Origin of the sequence: Streptomyces sp. NPDC047081 (assembly GCF_040643775.1) — a bacterium.
Classification (GTDB): Bacteria; Actinomycetota; Actinomycetes; order Streptomycetales; family Streptomycetaceae; genus Streptomyces.
Genome location: NZ_JBEYUY010000045.1, coordinates 22,376 through 39,655, shown reverse-complemented (window position 1 = coordinate 39,655; position 17,280 = coordinate 22,376). Strand labels below are relative to the sequence as shown.

Sequence of the window (17,280 nt, the reverse complement as noted above, 5' to 3'; positions counted from 1 at the left end):
CGCCCCGGCCTTCGGCCAGTCCTGCCTACTTTCTCTTGAGGGTGAAGTTCTTGATGACGGTGGACTTCTTCTTGATCGTCACCGTTGCGACGGTCGGCTGGAAGCCGTCCTTGGCGGCTATGACGGTGAGCGGGTTGTTGCGGACGTCGAGCCACAGGGCGTACCCGCCGGTGGCGTCCGTCGTCAGCGTGTAGCTCGTGGCCCAGGTGTCGATCTGGACGGTGGCCCCGGCGATCGGCGCGGTGCCGCCGGCGGCGGTCACCCCCAGCACCGTCCCCGTGATCTTGCCCCAGGTGCTGGGCGGGGCGACGTGCATCTCCACGGGAAGCCTGGGCACGGAGTAGGGAGTGTCGGTGCTGAAGGAGAGCTGGGCGGTGAAGTCTCCCGGCTGGGTCACCTCGGCCACGGAGGCGTCCAGGGTGATCGTCACCTTCGAGCTCTTACCGGGCTGAAGAGTGAGCTGCTGCTCGCTCTCGCTCAGCCAGCTCACCTCCCTCGTCTCTCCCTGGTCGTAACCCGGCAGCACCTCCACGGTCGTTCCGGGTGTCGCCAGCGCGACGCCGCCACCGACCTTGAAGAAGCCCAGTCCGCCTCCACCGCGGTAGGTGGCGGTGTCGGCGTTGGGGAGGGCGGTCCAGGTGTCGGCCTTCGGATCGAAGGAGAAGCCCTGGTTGGTGATGCTGTTCCCGGTGACGCCGCCCGCGGTGACGAGCAGGCCGTTGGCGGAGGTGTACGCGGCGCCCCAGAGGGTGATCGGCAGGTCGGCGACCTGTGACCAGGCGTTGGCGGCGGGGTCGTAGACGTAGGAGTGTTTGACCTCGCTGCTGCCGTTGAACCCGCCGGCGCAGTAGAGCTTGCCGTCGATGCCGGCGCAGGAACTCCAGGAGATCTGCTCCGGATAGGCGGCCAGTGTGGACCAGTTGTCGGCGGCCGGGTCGTAGACGGTGACATCCGTGGAGCCGCAGGAGTCGGCCCCGCAGCCGCCGACCACGTAGAGCTTGCCGTCGAGCACGGCGCTGCCGGAGCCCGCGTAGGGCTTGGGCGAGGCGGCGCCGGTGGTCCAGGTGTCACTTCCGGGGTCGTAGATCTCCAGCTTGGAGTCGGGGGCGCCGCTGGGCCCCCAGCCGCCGACGGCGTAGAACTTGCCGTCGATGAAGCCATGGGCGGGATCCTCCCGGGTGTCCGCCGCGGCGGCCTTCTTGGTCCAGGTGCCGGCGACCGGATCGAGGACGTACATGTCCTTGGTGTCGGCGCCGCCGTTGAAGCCGAAGGCGGAGTAGACCTTCCCGTCGTCGGTGGCGACAGCGTTGTCCATCAGCTTCACCGGCAGGTCGGCGGCCGCCTGCCAGGCGTCACCGGCGGCTGACGGGACCACCTTGGCGGTGGTGCCCGCGGCGGACGCGGCGGCCTTGCTCGACAGCGGGGAGTACGTGCCCTTGACCCGCTTCAGCGGGGCGCCGCTCGCGGCCGCCATGGTGAACCCACCGGGCTGTTCCCCGAGTTTGACGGTGGCGGGTGCCGTGCCGGTGTTCTTCACGGTCAGGGTCTTGGTGGTCTGCTCGCCCCATCCGAGCGACGCGGTGATGGAGGTCTTGTCCAGCGTCACCTGCCCGGCGCCGAGTGCGAAGTCCGCGCCGACCGCGCTGTCGGCTTGCACCTTCACCGTCTTGTCGAGCCCGGTGTAGTGCGGCTTCGCCGCGGTGAAGCCGTGGCTACCGAGGGAGGAGAACAGGGCGTAGACGCCATCGCCCAGGGCGGGGTCGTCGGGGGTGGCGAACGTGACGGCGCTCTGCTCGCTGTCGTCCTTGTTCGTCACGGTGGCGCCGACGAGCCCCGTGGCGGTGTTGGCATCCGTCACGGTGCCGGTGAGCAGACCGCCGGGGAGGGAGGTGACGTGGCGATCGCCGATGAAAACGTTGTCAACCTTCCACCACCAGCCGAAGGAGCCGGTGAAGTGGAAGCGGAGTTGCACCGATGCCTTGCCGGCGTAGTCGGTCAGCGGGAGTTCGACCTTCTGCGCGCCGAAGGTGGTGCCGGTGGCGGACCAGAGTGTGCTCCAGGTGGCGCCGCCGTCGGTGGTCGCGTCGACGTCCGCGCTCTGGCCCCCGATGGCCCAGTAGTCGTTGGCGAAGGCGATCTCGGGTGCGGAGTCGTCGGTGAAGTCGTATACGGGGCTGAGCAGTTGTGAGTCCTGGTGCGCCCCGCCGCCGTAGTGGTCGCTGTCGACGATGGCGAACCCGCCGTCGCCGCCGGTGGTGTTGGAGCGCGAGCCCGGGTCGTCGAAGGTCCAGCCGCCGGTCGTCCCGTCGGCGTTGACCACGCTCCAGCCCTTCGGGGCGGAGTCGGTCGAGTCGAACGGCTCGGTGGTGCCTTCGTCCCGTACCGAGTAGCCGGCGGGCACGGTGGCTGCCCACGGGTCGACCGGAACCGTGACGTTCAGGCTCTGGTCGGAGTCCGTGACGGTGATCTTTTTGGTGGGCGATGTGTAGCCAGGATGGGCGCTGACCACGTGCAGGGTGTAGTCGTGGCCCTGGGGCAGCTTCAGGTCGAAGGCGCCGGTGAGCGGGTCGGTCCACACCGGGCCGCCGGGGACGCCGTCCGCTGTGATCTTGGCGTAGAGCGGCCAGCCGTGGCCGGAGCCGTCGGTGACCTTGCCGGAGACCGTCCGGCTCGGGACCGGGGTCAGGGCGAAGTTCTTGGTGAGGGCGTCGCCGTCGCCGAGGGACACGCCCGAGGCGGTGCGGGTGGCGTAGCCGTACGCTTCGACGGTGACGTCGTAGCTGCCGACCGGCAGGACGAGCGAGTAGGTCCCGTCGGCAGCGGTGTGTGCGGTGCCGCCGCCCTGGGTGGTGACGGTGGCTCCGGCGACCGGCTTGCCGGTGCTGTCGTCGGTGACGGTGCCGGACAGCTTGCCGTGCGGGCCGCTGCGGAACGCGGCCAGCCCGTCGGGGGTGCCCAGGCCGGTCGGACCGTCGTAGCCGGCGCCGGCGGTGCACAGGTACGCGGGGGTGCAGGTGCCGTTGTCGCCGGTGGTCACGTCATTGAGACCGGTCCCGGCGGCGTACGGGTAGGAGTTGGGGTACGTACCCGCGACGGGGGTCCCGGCGGCCGCGTACACACCGGCGATGATCGGTGAGGAGGCGCTGGTGCCGCCGTACACCTGCCAGCCGCCACCGCCGTAGGTCTGGTAGACCGCGACGCCGGTGGCCGGGTCGGCCACGGCGGAGACGTCGGCGACGGTGCGCTTGTCGCATCCGGTGTCCGTCTGGAAGGCCGGCTTGGGCTCATAGAGGGAGCAGCCGGATCCCGGGCCCAGGCCATTGCGGTTCCAGACCGACTCGGACCAGCCGCGTGCGGTGCCGGAGTCCCGGACCAGCGAGGTGCCGCCGACGGAGGTCACGTACGGGGAGACGGCGGGGTAGGCCACCCCGTAGTCGCTGTCGCCCGAGGAGGCGACCACGGCGACACCCGGGTGGTTGTAGTGGGCGTCGTACGTCGTCTCGTCCGGGAGTTCGCCGCTGCCCGGTGTGCTGCTGTAGTTGGTGCCGTAGGAGTTGGAGACGTACTTGGCGCCGAGCGCGACCGCTTCGTCCACTGCCGCCCCGAGGTCCTCGAAGCTCGGCTGGTCCGCCTCGACGAGCAGGATGTGCGCGTTCGGCGCGGCTGCGGAGACCATGTCCAGGTCGAGTGAGATCTCGCCGGCCCAGCCGGCGTCGGGCGCGGGGTAGTCGGTGCCGCCGCGCTGGTCGACCTTGGTGAAGCAGCCGTTTGCCGTGGTGCAGGCGGGCAGCCCGTACTGCTCGCGGTAGACGGCCAGGTCGGCCTCGGCGCTGGGGTCGTCATAGGCGTCGACGATGGCGATCGTCTGCCCCGCACCGCCGTCGGCGGGAAGGCTGTAGGCGCTCTGCAGGTCGGCGGCGCCGTAGCCGCTGGGAGTGGCGGAGGCGGCCAGCAGGCCCTTGACGGCCTTGGTGTCGGTGCGACGCAGGGCGAAGCATGCGGCCTCGCCCTTCTTGGGGGTGGCGCAGGAGGGTTCGAGGGCGATTTTCTTCTTGGCCGACGAGGCAGATGAGGCCGATGAAGCGGGCGGCGCCACCGCGTGCGCCGGTATCTGTATGCCCAGGACCGTCATTGCGGCGGCGCTGAAAAGGGTCAGGCAGGCGGCGGCTCTTCGGCGTAAAACCGAACCGGTTCTCGGTGAGGTGCACAAAGGATTACTCCTCGGTTCGCCTTGCTTGAGTCGACTCGTACGTGGTTGCCGGTCGACAGCGAATGCGGGCAGTTCACATTCGCCGCAATCAATTGGCGTACCTCGAAGCTCAATTGACAATAGGCTGTGTGTTACATGTGCATGTCGTGTGCCCGTTTCACACAAAAGGAGACCCGGGCCGGGTACGGAAATAAATCTCCACGCCAATTGGGCCCGCCGCTCAAAAAACGCGTAGGGCCGTATTCCGCACGGTAATTGAATTTCAGTCGGTTGCAGGCAGTCGGGTATCGGGTGACCTCTGATCATCCTGACCTCGGCCGCCCGGCCTGACAAGATCCACCCTTTGCGGGCCCGCGCAGTTGCGCACTTGCGTAGCATCGGCGTGCACCTCGTTCCGATCTCCCCAGGAGTCGCTGATGGACGTGTCCTCCTCAGACGCGTTGTGGGCAGGCACCGGTCTGGACTCCCTCGCCCGGCAGGCACTGGAGTACCTGGTCAGCCATCCGGGCGCGGACGAGGACGCGGTCGCGGCGGGGACCGGCGTCTCAGCCGCGGCGGCCCGGACCGCCTTACGATCCCTGGAGGCCGAACTCCTCGCCGTACGCATCGAAGGACAGCCCACGCGCTGGAGCGCCGGCCCGCCCCGCTCCTCGCTGGGCGCACTTCTGGCCCGTAAACGACAGGAGTTGGCCCGGGCGGAGCTGTACGCGGAACAACTCGACGAGGTCTATCGCACTGCCCCCGGACGGCAAATCGCCTCGGATCTCTTCGAGGTCGTCGAGAGCGATGAACAGGTCGGCGCCCGCTACTCCCACCTTCTGAGGAGCAGTCGGCACGAGGTGCTGCATTTCGCGAGACCGCCGTATGTGACGCGACGGATCTCCCCCACCGACACGTCCACCGCTGCGGGATCCACGGTCCGTCCCGGAGTCCGGCTCCGGTCCGTGTACGACAGCGACGGAATCGCCGACGACGGATGCCTTGAAACGGCTCTCCGGGGCGCCCCCACGGAAGGGGAGCTGCGGCTGCTGCCCGGACTTCCCATGAAACTGGTCATCTTCGACCGCGTCGCGGCGATCATGCCGCTACGCAAAGACGATCCCGCCGCAGGCTCACTCGTGGTGCACTCCTCAACGCTGCTCGAAGTACTGACCGCCCTCTTCGAGAGCGTATGGGAGCGTGCGATGCCCCTCTCACTGGAGAGCCGCCCCGCTTCGCATGCCGCGAGCCCCGAAAGACAAGAGGCCGCTCTGCACAGTCGGACGCGGGACATCCTTCGCCTGATGTCCGCCGGTATGAAGGACGACGCCATCGCACGCGCCTTGCGACTCAGCCGCCGGACCGTGCAGACCCATATCAGCGATCTGGGCAGACAACTGGGCGCACGGACCAGATTCCAGATAGCCCTACTGGCCCAGGAACGCGGCTTGTTCGGGGATACGGAGGGGTGAGCGTGGCCGTCACGGCGCTCGCTGCGGCCACTCCAACAAGGATCACCAGGACCACGGGCGCCCACCACGCCTTTCCGACGGCACCGCCGACCGGGACACATGCTCACCCCGAAGGAGAAGGCCGAACTCCTCAAGCTGAAACGGCACGCCGCACACCGCAAGAGCTTCCATAAGAACGGGGAGAAGACTTCCCGCCGCTTGCAGCACACCCACGACCAGATCAAGTGGCCCACTCGAAGAGGGAAACAATGGCCCACATGATGGGGCAGCCTGGATCCTAAGGTCGAAGGTGACCACCGCGGCGCACTCCGGCGCCCGCGCCCCCCGCCTGGGAGGAACCCCTCATGCAGGCCATCACCGTCCAGGACCGCGAGGCCGGTGCCAGCGGCCTTGCCCTCGCCGAGCTGCCCCACCCGCACGCCGCGGAGAACGACGTGATCGTGAAGGTCCACGCCGCCGGCTTCACACCGGGCGAGCTGGACTGGCCCGCCACCTGGACCGACCGGGCCGGACGCGACCGGACCCCGAGCGTGCCCGGCCACGAGCTGTCCGGGGTCGTCACCGAACTCGGCTACGGCACCACCGGCCTGACCATCGGACAGCGCGTGTACGGCCTGACCGACTGGGCCCGCAATGGCACCCTCGCCCAGTACACCGCGGTCGAAGCCCGCAACCTCGCCCCGCTTCCTGCCGACGTCGACCACATCACGGCCGCCGCACTGCCCATCTCCGGACTCACCGCCTGGCAGGCCCTGTTCGACCACGCCCGCCTCCAGACCGGGCAGAGCGTCCTCATCCACGGCGCCGCAGGCAGCGTCGGCTCGATCGCCGTGCAGCTCGCCCGCGCGGCGGGCGCCCAGGTGATCGGCACGGGACGCGCCGACGACCGCGACACCGCACTCGGTCTGGGCGCCCACGCCTTCGTCGACCTCCAGGCGGACAAGCTGGAGGACATCGGCGACGTCGACGTGGTGCTGGACGTGATCGGCGGCGACATCCTCGAGCGTTCCACCGCTCTGGTCCGCCCCGGCGGCACCCTGGTCACCGTCGCCGAGCCCGTCACCGTCCACCCCCCACGACGCACGCGCCGTCTTCTTCGTCGTCGAACCCGACCGCGCCCGCCTGAGCGACCTCGCCCAGCGAGTGCGGGACGGACGCCTCAAGCCGATCATCGGCGATGTGCGACCGCTCAGCGAAGCGGTCGCCGCCTTCACGCCGGACAAGCGGAGGCACGGCAAGACGATCATCCGCGTCGCCGAGGACTGAGCCGGCGAGCCGCATCAGCTCAGCCCCCCCCCGGTCTGGGACGGGGGCCGTGGTGCCGGAGGGTGCGTGCGATCGGTCATGCGAATGCCACGCAAGCGCTGAACCTGGGCGGCGGGACATGCAGGGGTCGAGGGCCCTGTGCAATACCTTGCTGAGCGGTTGGTCCCACTCCCCGAGGTGTTCGACGGCCTGGCCGCGCCCGTTCCCGGTCCTGCACGCCGAGCGTGAGGCCGCCGCCTCGGGAGGGTGAGGCGCCCTTCCGCTACCCGCGCCTTGCCGTCGTCACGTCCGCCCGGTTGCAGGACCCTGGCCGGGGACCGGCACATCGAAGCAGTTCAGCACCATCGCGATGAGGCAGTAGCTGCCGATGAGGAACACCAGCTCGCCGACCCCTTCATCGCCCAGGAGTTGGGTGGCCCGGTCGTATGTCGAGTCCGGCAGTATGCGCCCGGAGGTCAGGGCCATGGCGACGTCGTGGGCGACGGCCTGTTCGTCGCTCAGCCCGGAGGGGCGCCCGCCCGCCGCCAAGGTCGCGATCTGCGCTGCTGGAAGGCCGACCTCGTCTGCCGTCTGCTCGTGCGCGTACAACAAGTACCGGGCGCCGTAGGCGCCTCCGACGGTGAGGATCGCCACCTCTCGGACGACGGGATCGAGGCGGGCCTCGGCCGCGACCGCCCTTTGCAGGAACAGGGCCGGGACCCCGAAGGTGGGAAAGTGCAGCATCGCCGCGAACGGCCCGACGAGCGCGCCGTCGTCGTCGAGGATGACGACGCGGCCCTGCTCCTCGGTGACGAGGCCGGCGATGCCGTCATGCACCTCGCGGAGTTGAGGGGTGAGCTCATCGGGTGGGATCGGTCGAATACGCATGCGTTGCTCCGTCTCAGAGTCCGTCGGTGTACTGGCCGTCGATGAGCACGAAGGCGACCCGGCAGTTCGCAGCCGACCGGTTTGCCCACGCGTGGTTGGTGCCGCGCTGGATGACGATGTCGCCGGCACGGAGAGTGGTCTCACCGTCGTCGAGAACCAGCGTGAGCTCGCCCTCGATGACGATCCCGTAGTCGATCGTCTGCGTGCGGTGCATCAAGGGGTGCGGGGCGCCGGCAGTGGACCGCGCGGCGTCCGCATCTCCCATCTCGCCGAACTTCTCGGCTGCCTCGGCCCCCGTCAGGTTGCGGATGCGGTCGTCCTCCGGAGGGAAGTCGATCACCCGCAGGCGCGTGCCCTGCTCGGGCGGTCCGAGCACCAGACGGTCCTCCGTCGGCTCACCGGACTGCCGGTCGATGACGGCGGGCGTCTCACGCGTGTTCCAGACCTCGTAGAAGGTCGGGCCGCCGGGGCCGCCGATCTCCAGCACGCGCGTCGGCGGCGCGTCCTGCGTGATCATCGCACGGTCGGCCGCGTCATGGCCGGTCACTATCCTCCGGAACGGTTGCAGTGAGCTCATGTCGTGAGTCCTTGCCCTTTCAGCCGAAGTGAGCGTTCGAGGTCATCGCGATGTTCACGCGCGGGCGGGCACGGGTGCCGGCTTCGCCCGGGCCACGGTCATGACGTACAGGAGCAGACCCGCGGTGGTGAGGAGGAAGCCCGACCGCACGGTGGACAGGGTTCCCCAGCCGGCGTCGAGCGCGATCGCGCCGCCGATCGCGCCGAGGCAGTTGGCCAGGTTGAGGGCGGCCAGGTTGAGGGTTCCCATCAAGGTGGGGGCGTCCGGGGCGAAGCTGGTCAGTCGGACCTGGATGGTGGGGATGGCGAGCATCATGGTCGCGCCGACGCCGAAGAGGCAGGGCAGCAGAACCAGCAGGTTGTCGCCTGCCGCGCCGATCAGTACCAGGAACGCGAGCGCTCCGCCGTAGCCCCAGAGCAGACCGCGGCTCTCGTACTGGTCGGCGATCCGTCCGCCGACCTGGTTGCCGACCGCCATGCCGAGGCCGAAGACGGCGAGTGCGATCGGGATGAGGGAAGCGCTGCGCCGGGCCGCGTCGGTGATGAACGGGCCGATGAACGTGTAGACGGCGAAGATGCTGGAGATGCCGAGCGCCGCGACGGTGACCATGAGCCAGACTCCGCGCCTGCGCAGGGCGCCCAGTTCGCCCGTGAGGGAGCTGCCGCGCAGGTCGTCGGTGCGCGGCAGCCAGGCGACCAGGGCAGCTCCGGCGAGCAGGCCGACGGCGACCACGGTCGCGTACATGACGCGCCAGCCGGCGTGTTGGCCGACGAAGGTGCCGAGCGGCGACCCGGCGATGGTGGCGACGGTGAGTCCTGCCATCACGGTGGCGAACGCCTTGCCGCCCTTGCCCGGCCCGTACACGTACGCGGCGACCACGGCCCCGGCGCCGAAGAACGCCCCTTGCACGCTGCCGGTGACGAACCGGCAGGCGACGAGCAGCGCGATGTTCGGTGCCAGGGCGGAGAGCGTGTTGCCAATGAGGAACAGTGCGATCAGGCCGAGCAGCAGGGTGCGCCGGTTGACCCTGGCCGCGAGCAGCGTGATGGCCGGGGAGCCGAGCATCACCCCGAAGGCGTAGGCGGTGATGGGGTAGGTCGCGACCGGGACGGACACGTCCAGGTCGGATGCGATCAGCTGGATGATGCCGTTGCTGCCGAACTCGCCGGTGCCGATGGCGAAGGTACCCAGTGCCAGCGCTGACAAGGTGAGCCTCGGATTGCGGATGGTCGAGGTCGCGAGGGTGTGCCGGCGCTCCTCGGCGACGCACTGGCTGTCGTACGCATGCCGATGCATCGGCTGGTCCTTTCCACGGGCTCCAGCTGGTCAGCGTGCCGCGCGTTTGATCAGCGCGGCCGTCGCCGCGGGCTGCGAGATCATCGCGACATGCGAGGCGTCGGCCTCGTAGATGTGGGCCCCGGCCCGGCGTGCCATGAACCGCTGGGCCGCCGGGGGCAGCACCTGGTCGTCGCGGCCGACGAAGTACCAGGACGGAATGGTCTTCCAGGCCGGCGGGCCGGACGGCTCCCCGAGGGCGCGCGTGTCGGCCGGCCGCTGGCCGGCCCACATCAGGTCGGTGACCGACCTGGGCAGGTCCGCGGCGAACACGTCGTGGAAGAACTCCTTCTTGATGTAGGCGTCGACGAAGCCCTGGCCGTAGGGACGGAAGTCCAGCGCCGCCTCGTTGATTCTGCTTCCCGGGTACTTCGTCTGCAGGCCCTGCAACGTCTCGCCCTGATCGGGCACGAACGCGTCCACGTAGACCAGCGCTTTCACGTTCGGGTTGCCGGTCGCGTTCGTGACGACGATCCCGCCGTAGGAGTGCGCGACCAGGACGAGCGGGCCGCTGAGCGTCGCGAGGATGCCGGCCAGATAGGCGGAGTCGGAGGCCACGCCACGCAGGGGGTTGGGCGGCGCGATGACCGGATAGCCGTCGCGGATGAGCCGGGCGGCGACCCCGTTCCAGCCGGAGGCGTCGGCAAAGGCTCCGTGCACGAGTACCACGGTCGGCTTCGGGGAACTGCCGCCCCCTGTGTGTGCCTGTGCGGCGGGCGTGTCGAGTACGGCGCCCGCTACGATCGCGGCGGATCCGGCCAACAGCACCCGGCGAGTTGTCGTCATCGGTGTATGCCCTTCGCTCCGGCGTTCTCGGTGGTGATGGCCGGTCAGCGTAGGGCGGGTCACTTGACGCGCACTGAACGGACTTCCGGGCGTGCGCCGGGGTCCGGTTCACCATCGGTTCCGTTGTCGTCAAGCCCGTGGGACCAGCCTGCGGATACGCGCCCTTACGCGTCGGCCGGCCGGGCCAGCAACTCCTCGGCGCGGTGGGCGAACAGGTGGGCCTCGCGCTCGGCGGAGAGCGCCCGGGCCCGCTCGGCGGCTGCCCGCACGGCGGTGACCGGCGCACCGCGGGCCGCCATGAGCCGCGCGCGCAGCAGGAGCAGGAAGCCCTCGGCGTAGCGCTGGCCGTGTGTGTCGAGGGCCGAGTCGGCCTGGTCGAGGGCTGCCGTGGCTTCGTCGAGTCGGCCCGCGGCAAGCCACATCTCGCCGAGGAGGCCGTACCAGGTCGCCAGACCGGAGCGTGGTGGGTCGGCCAGTGCCGTGGTGATCAGGTGTTGTGCCTGTGCTGCCGATCCGGCCGGGTCCTCGCCGGTCACGGCATGCGCCCAGCACTGCGCCAGCCGCTGGTAACTGCCCAGGAAGACGAAGGAGAACTCCGGGTCCAGGGCGCTGCCCCGCTCGGCGGTGTGCAGCGCCCGTACCGGGTCGCCGGCCAGTGCCGCGGCCGTACAGGCGAAGGCAGCCCAGACGGTGAGCACATAGGCGTCGCCGTCAGCGGTGGCCTCGATCGTGTCGAACAGCGTCCGTGCCGTGTCGGTGTCGCCGTGCAGCGCTGTCATCAGCGCGAGCATGGCGGGGCCGAGCAGGCGCAGATCGCGCCGGAGCGTGTCCTCTCCTGCGTTGGCCAGGTCGTCGAGCATGGTGGAGCGGCTTCGGCTCAGATACCGGAACGCCTCGCCGATGTTGCCGACGTCCCATTGGTGGATGCCCCACGCGTGCCAGCCATAAGTGCGGACGACCGGGTCGGCCGAGGCCTCGCCCTGTTCCAGCAGTCGCTGTGCCAGTCGTGCGGCGCGGTCGAGTTGGATGCCCTGGGAGTGGGCTGCCCAGCGGGAGAAGAGGAAATCCGTGGTCTCCCGCTCCCGGCCGAGGGCACGGGCCAGGTGCTCGGCCCGCTCCAGCAGTTCGAGAGCCGCACCGACGTATCCCGCACGCATCCCGTCGACCGCGATGAAGAGCGACAGAGCGGACAGCTCCAGCTCCGCCAGTCCCGCTCTCCGGGCTACTTGCGCGGCCGATTCCAGCTGTTGCGCGGCGGCCTCGAACGCCGACTTTCCCGCCGCGCAGCGACCCGCGCGGATCAGTGCGGCGGCGGTGCGGGCCGGGTCCGCGAGCGGGCCGGCGGCCCACAGATGATGGGCGAGGCGCTCGTCGTCCGTCGTCGTGTGCTGCTCCAGGGCATCCGCGACGAGCACATGCAGCCGGGTCGCCCGCGGTGGCGGTGTGGCCCCGACGACGGACTCCCGGACCAGGTCATGAGCGAAGCGGAAGGCATAGGGGTCCCGCAACGACGGCTCCAGCAGGCCGAGTTCCTGCAGAGGTTCCAGGCGGTCGAGGCAGGCCTGCACAGGCAGGTCGGCGGAGCGCGCGAGCAGGGCGAGGTCGATGTCACGGCCGATCAACGCCGCGGTCTGCAGCAGTCGTACAGCCTCGTCGTCCAGCTTCGCCATCCGGTCGCGCACGACATCGCGGACGGTCGCCGGTACTCCCGCTGGTGTCGTGGCGGCCTCGGTGAGGACGCTGCGGTCGGCGAGGAGGCGGGACAGTTCCCGGACGAAGAAGGGGTTGCCGGCGGTTCGCGCGTGGATGTTGCGGGTCGCGTCGGGGCCGGGATCCTGGCCGGTCTCCTGACGGACCAGTTCGGCCACTTCGGCCGGGCCGAGCGGGCCCAGCCGGATGCGGCGGTGGCGGGGCAGCCGGCTGGTAGCGGCGAGCATCCGCTCCAGTTCCGAACCGGGTGTCGGCGCGCGGTCGCGCAGGACACCGGTCAGGCTGGTGCCGTGCGGCAGGTGAGCCGCCAGGTGGCTGAACAGTTCGAGTGAGGCGGCGTCGGCCCACTGGAGGTCGTCGACGACGAGCGCCACGGGTCGCCGTGCCGATGCCTGTCGGACGAGCGCGACGGTCTGCTCGAACAGACGGAACCGGGCACCGCTGTCCGGCAGTACCGGCGCGGCGGGAACACTCCCGTCCGGGCCCAGGAGGCGGCCGAGTTCACCGGCCTGCCACTCCTTGCGTGCCGCGACGGGCAGGCCGGCGAGCAGCGCGCCGACCACCTGCACCCAAGGCCACATCGACGGCGTGCCGTCCCCCTCCAGACACCGGCCCCAGACCACCAGCGCGCCACGCCGGTCCGCCTCGGCACCCGCCTCCTCCAGCAGCCGGGTCTTGCCCACCCCTGGTTCGCCCTCGACCACCACCAGACCCGTGCCACCGCCGAGCGCCGACTCCACGGCCTGCCGCAACACCGCCAACTCCTCGACTCGGCCCACCAGTCGACCGTCCGACGGCAGTGCACCACCAAGGGCTGACGGGCGCTCAGAGGGCGACTTCTCGGCCGGCGCCGGATCCAGCACGCGGCGCTGCGCGGCCAGCAGCTCCGTGCCGGGATCGAGGCCCAACTCCTCGACGAGCCGGGCCCGAACGGCCTGGAAGACGGCCAGTGCTTCCGCCTGCCGGCCTGCGGCGGCCAGCGCGGAGACGAGACTCGCCTGCACGGTCTCGTGCAGCGGCGCCATCCGGGCGGCCAGTCGCAGCGGCCGGAGCACGCGTTCAGGCTGCCCGAGCGATATCGCCAGCTTGGTCGCCGCCACGCACGCGACGTACAACTCGGCGTCCAGGGCCGCGAAGACCGGCACCGATGTCGGTCCATGGAGCAGTCCGTCGCCGGCGGAGGCGTGCCACAGATCCAGCGCCCGGACGTAGAAGTCGAGTGCCACGTCGGGCCGTTGCTCCGAGCCGCCGGCCTCGACCAGCTCCCGGAACGTGAGGACGTCCAGCGTGCCGGGACCGGCCGCGAAGAGGTAACCGTTGCCTCGGCGCTGGAGGTAGGAGCCGGTGCCCCGTGCGGGCAGCGCGGGCTCCAGTAGTCGCCGCAGGGTGCCGACGTACTTCTGGAGGATGTTCAGGGCCGAGGCCGGGACGTCCTGGTCCCAGATCAGGTCGACCAACTCACTCGTGCTGACCGGCTCGCCCGCACGGGCCAGCAGCACCGCGAGGAGATACGCCTGCTGTCGAGGCCCGGCGTCCAGCTCGACGCCGTCCCTCCAGATCCGTAGCGGACCGAGAATCTGAAGACGCAGCTGTCCCCCGGAGGACGCCATGCCCACCCCCACCCCCACCCCCACTCACAGGCCGACCATCGTCGGCTGCGGCGCAGCCACTTTACTGTCGGTCCGCGACCTGGGGCCATCAGCCGGGAACGGCCGCTGAGCGGTGCCCTCGTGGGGAAACGGGGTGCCCGACCGGCCGCTCCCCCGCGTGAGCCGGCGAGGTGACGGTCGGCCGCCGGCCCACGTCGTGCGCCCGGGTGTCAGCGGGATGTGCCGTGCGCAAGCTCCGCCATCAGCTCCTCGGCACGACGGGCGAACAGGTGAGCCTCGCGCTCGACGGACAGCGCGTGCGCCCTCTCGGCGAAGGCCCGCACGACGGCGACCGGTTCACCACGTGCCCGCAGCACCCGTGCCCGGATCAGCAGCAGCAGGCTTTCGGCGTAGCACTGGCCGTAGGTGGCAATGGCCGAGTCCGCGCCGTCGAGCGCGGCGTCCGCCTCGTCCAGCTTTCCGGCTGCCAGCCACATCTCGCCGAGGAGCCCGTACCAGGTGGCCAGGCCCGAGCGGGGCGGGTGACAGAGCGACACTTCGATCAGTTGCTGTGCCTCTGCGGCGGCGTCGGCGGGGGCCTCGCCGGTCACGGCGCGCCCCCAGCAGCGGGCCAGCCGTTGGTAGCCGCCGAGGAAGCCGAACGAGAACGCGGGGTCCACGGCGATCCCGCGTGCGGCCGCGCGCAGCGCCCGTACCGGGTCACCGATCAGTGCGGCGACCCTTGCCGTGTAGGCCGCCCAGACGGTGATCGCGTAAGGGTCGTCTCCTGCAGCGGCCTCCATGGTGTCGAGCTGGGCCAGTGCCGCGTCGCTGTCACCGTGCAAGGCGGTCATCATCGCGAGCATCCCGGCCGCCACCCGTCGCAGATCGCGCCTGAGCGGGTCTTCCTCCTGATGGGCCAGGTCGTCCAGAACGGTCCAGTCGGTCCGGCTCAGATACCGGAACGCCTCTCCGATGTTGCCGACACCCCACTGGTGAATGCCCCAGGCGTACCAGCCGTAGGCGCGCACCACCGGGTCGTCGGACGCCTCGCCCTGCTCCAGCAGTTGTTCGGCCAATCGGCCCGCGCGTTTCAGCTGTAGACCCTGGGCGTACGCGGCCCAGCGGGAGAACAGGAAGTCGGCGGCCTCCCGTTCCCGGCCGAGTCCACGGGACAGGAGTTCTGCCCGCTCCAGTTGGTCGACCGCCGAGCCCACATATCCCGCCCGCATCCCGTCCACCGCGGTGAACAGCGACAGGGCGGTCAGTTCCAACTCCGCAAGGCCCGCTGTGCGTGCCACGCGTGCGGCCGAGTGAAGCTGGCGCGCTGCTGCCTCCAGCGCCAGTTTGGCCGCGGCACAACGACCGGCACGCACGAGCGCGGTCGCGGTGCGGGCCGGATCAGCGAGCGGCCCGGCGGACCACAGGTGATGGGCGAGGCGCTCGGCCACCAGCTCGGTGTCCGCGGCCCTCTGCTCCAGGGCGTCGGCGACCAGCAGGTGCAGCCGGGCCGCGCGCGGGGGCGAGACCGTCTCCGCCACCGATTCGCGGACCAGGTCGTGCGGAAAGGCGAACGAGTAGGGATCCCCGGGCGAAGGTTCGAGCAGGCCCAGCCCTTCACACGACTCAAGGCGGTCCAGACACGTCTGATGGTCGAGACCCGCGGTCCGGGCAAGGAGCGCGAGGTCGACGGCCCGGCCGATCAGCGCGGCGATCTGCAACAGGCCTCTGGCGGCACTGCCCAGTGCGGCCATCCGGTCGCGCACGACGTCTCGGACCGTGGCCGGCACTCCGATCCGGGCCGCGGTGGTCTCCGTGAGGACACCGCCGTCGGCGAGGAACCGGGACAACTCCCTTACGAAGAAGGGGTTTCCGGCAGTGCGGGTGTGGATGAGGCGGGTGACAGCCGGACCCGGGTCCTGCCCGGTCTCACGGCGCACGAGTTCGGCCACCTCGGCAAAGGCGAACGCGGCGAGCGGGATCCTGCGGTGACCGGTCAGCCGACTCGCCGCGGCCAGTACCCGACCCAGTTCCGGGCTCGGCGCGGGCGCGCGGTCGCGGAGCGCCGCGATCACGGCGGTGCCGCCCGGCAGCCTGGCCATCAGGTGACCGAGCAGATCGAGGGAGGCGGTGTCGGCCCACTGGAGGTCGTCGAGGACGAGCACCACAGGTCGCCGCGCCGCCACCTGACGGACGACAGCGACGGCCTGCTCGAAGAAGCGGAACTGGACACCGCTGTCGGGCAGGGCCGATGGTGCGGTGCCGCTGTCCTGCGGTGTCACCAGGCGGTCGAGCTCGCCCACCTGCCAGCCCTCGCGCGCAGCGGCCGGCACATCGTCCAGGAGCCCGCCGACGACCTGCGTCCACGGCCACATCGACGGCGTGCCGTCCCCCTCCAGACACCGGCCCCAGACCACCAGGGCGCCGCGCCGGTCCGCCTCGGCGCCCGCCGCCTCCAGCAGCCGGGTCTTGCCCACCCCTGGTTCGCCCTCAACAACGACCAGACCCGTGCCACCGGCAAGAGCCGACTCCACGGCCTGCCGCAACACCGCCAGCTCCTCGACCCGGCCCACCAGCCGGTCGGCGGTCGGCGCGCCGGCGGTGGGTGTCACCCGTTCGATCGGCCCTTGCTCGGCCGGTGCCCGTTCCAGGACACGCAGGTGAGCGGCCATCAGAGCCGGGCCGGGTCCGATGCCGAGTTCCTCGGCCAGCCGGGCGCGGACGGCGCGGAACAGCGACAGAGCGTCGGCCGGCTGGCCGGCGGCGGCCAGGGCGGCGATGAGACTCGCCTGCACCGACTCGTGCAAGGGTGCCATGCGGGCGGCCATGTGCAGGGACGGGAGTACCCGCTCGGGCCGGCCGAGCGCGGTCGCCAACTCGGCTGCCGCGATGCACGCCCGGCGGAACTCGTCGTCCAGTCCGGCGAAGATCGCCATGCCGGTAGGACCGTGGGCGACCCCGTCGCCGGCCGCGCCCTGCCAGAGTCCCGTCGCCTCCAAGTACGCGTCGAGTGCCGCACCGAGGCGCCGCTCCGCGACGCTGCCTTCGGCCGCGACGACCAGTTCACGGAACCTGACGACGTCCAGTGCCCCGGAGGCGGCCACGAACAGGTACGCGCTGCCGCGACGCTTCAGGAACGCGCCGGGTTCACGCGCGGGCAACTCCGGCTCCAGCAGTCGTCGGAGCGCGCCGACGTACTTCTGGAGAATGTTGACCGCCGAGGCCGGGGCATCCTCGGCCCAGATCAGGTCGATCAACTCACTGATGGTGACCGGTTCGCCGGCACGGGCGAGAAGAACGGCGAGCAGATATGCCTGCTGCGGAGGCCCGACGTCCAGTTCCGCGCCGTCTCGCCAGACGCGCAACGGACCGAGAACCTGCAGACGCAGGGATGCGCCGGAGGAAGTCATTCCCTTGTCCATTCTCAGTGCCGGGTCGCCCTCACGGCCCCCGCTGCCCCCGCCGAAGGTTGTGGAGTACTACCGGTCC

General features: G+C 70.6%; 8 protein-coding genes and 1 pseudogene. 2 read left to right on the top strand and 7 right to left on the bottom strand.

The annotated features are described in order from the left end of the window. Positions 1 to 25 precede the first annotated feature (25 nt). Complete coding sequence (locus ABZ848_RS46085; RefSeq protein WP_360842076.1) at positions 26 to 4,132, bottom strand: carboxypeptidase regulatory-like domain-containing protein; 4,107 nt, start codon at positions 4,130 to 4,132, stop codon at positions 26 to 28. 494 nt (positions 4,133 to 4,626) lie between these two features. On the opposite strand from ABZ848_RS46085, the gene ABZ848_RS46080 reads away from it, so the two are divergent. Together ABZ848_RS46080 and ABZ848_RS46075 are read left to right on the top strand one after the other, a co-directional pair. Further along, complete coding sequence (locus ABZ848_RS46080) at positions 4,627 to 5,661, top strand: LuxR C-terminal-related transcriptional regulator (protein ID WP_360842073.1); 1,035 nt, start codon at positions 4,627 to 4,629, stop codon at positions 5,659 to 5,661. Between the two features lie 344 nt (positions 5,662 to 6,005). Beyond that, positions 6,006 to 6,927 (top strand): annotated as a pseudogene (locus ABZ848_RS46075) (NADP-dependent oxidoreductase). A gap of 282 nt (positions 6,928 to 7,209) precedes the next feature. Here ABZ848_RS46075 and ABZ848_RS46070 read toward each other — a convergent pair. The 6 genes from ABZ848_RS46070 to ABZ848_RS46045 form a co-directional block, all read right to left on the bottom strand. Further along, complete coding sequence (locus tag ABZ848_RS46070; RefSeq protein WP_360842071.1) at positions 7,210 to 7,794, bottom strand: hypothetical protein; 585 nt, start codon at positions 7,792 to 7,794, stop codon at positions 7,210 to 7,212. A gap of 13 nt (positions 7,795 to 7,807) precedes the next feature. Further along, the gene (locus ABZ848_RS46065) at positions 7,808 to 8,371 is read right to left on the bottom strand and encodes a cupin domain-containing protein (protein ID WP_360842068.1); all 564 of its coding nucleotides are present in this window, start codon (positions 8,369 to 8,371) and stop codon (positions 7,808 to 7,810) included. Positions 8,372 to 8,425: 54 nt separating this feature from the next. Then, positions 8,426 to 9,667, bottom strand: a complete 1,242-nt coding sequence (locus tag ABZ848_RS46060; RefSeq protein ID WP_360842066.1) for an MFS transporter — start codon at positions 9,665 to 9,667, stop codon at positions 8,426 to 8,428. Between the two features lie 30 nt (positions 9,668 to 9,697). Further along, entirely contained in the window at positions 9,698 to 10,492 is a 795-nt protein-coding gene (locus tag ABZ848_RS46055) for an alpha/beta hydrolase (protein ID WP_360842063.1), read from the bottom strand. Between the two features lie 164 nt (positions 10,493 to 10,656). Further along, on the bottom strand, positions 10,657 to 13,812 hold the full coding sequence (locus ABZ848_RS46050) for an AAA family ATPase (RefSeq protein ID WP_360842060.1): 3,156 nt from the start codon (positions 13,810 to 13,812) through the stop codon (positions 10,657 to 10,659). A gap of 209 nt (positions 13,813 to 14,021) precedes the next feature. Further along, positions 14,022 to 17,156 carry an AAA family ATPase gene (locus ABZ848_RS46045; protein WP_360842057.1) on the bottom strand — a complete coding sequence of 1,045 codons (3,135 nt, stop codon included), beginning with the start codon at positions 17,154 to 17,156 and terminating at the stop codon, positions 14,022 to 14,024. Positions 17,157 to 17,280 lie beyond the last annotated feature (124 nt).

Excerpts from the sequence above, each read along its gene's own strand:
- ABZ848_RS46085 (WP_360842076.1), bottom strand. The coding sequence starts at position 4,132 with ATGACGGTCCTGGGCATACAGATACCGGCGCACGCGGTGGCGCCGCCC.
- ABZ848_RS46080 (WP_360842073.1), top strand. The coding sequence starts at position 4,627 with ATGGACGTGTCCTCCTCAGACGCGTTGTGGGCAGGCACCGGTCTGGAC.
- ABZ848_RS46070 (WP_360842071.1), bottom strand. The coding sequence starts at position 7,794 with ATGCGTATTCGACCGATCCCACCCGATGAGCTCACCCCTCAACTCCGC.
- ABZ848_RS46065 (WP_360842068.1), bottom strand. The coding sequence starts at position 8,371 with ATGAGCTCACTGCAACCGTTCCGGAGGATAGTGACCGGCCATGACGCG.
- ABZ848_RS46060 (WP_360842066.1), bottom strand. The coding sequence starts at position 9,667 with ATGCATCGGCATGCGTACGACAGCCAGTGCGTCGCCGAGGAGCGCCGG.
- ABZ848_RS46055 (WP_360842063.1), bottom strand. The coding sequence starts at position 10,492 with ATGACGACAACTCGCCGGGTGCTGTTGGCCGGATCCGCCGCGATCGTA.
- ABZ848_RS46050 (WP_360842060.1), bottom strand. The coding sequence starts at position 13,812 with ATGGCGTCCTCCGGGGGACAGCTGCGTCTTCAGATTCTCGGTCCGCTA.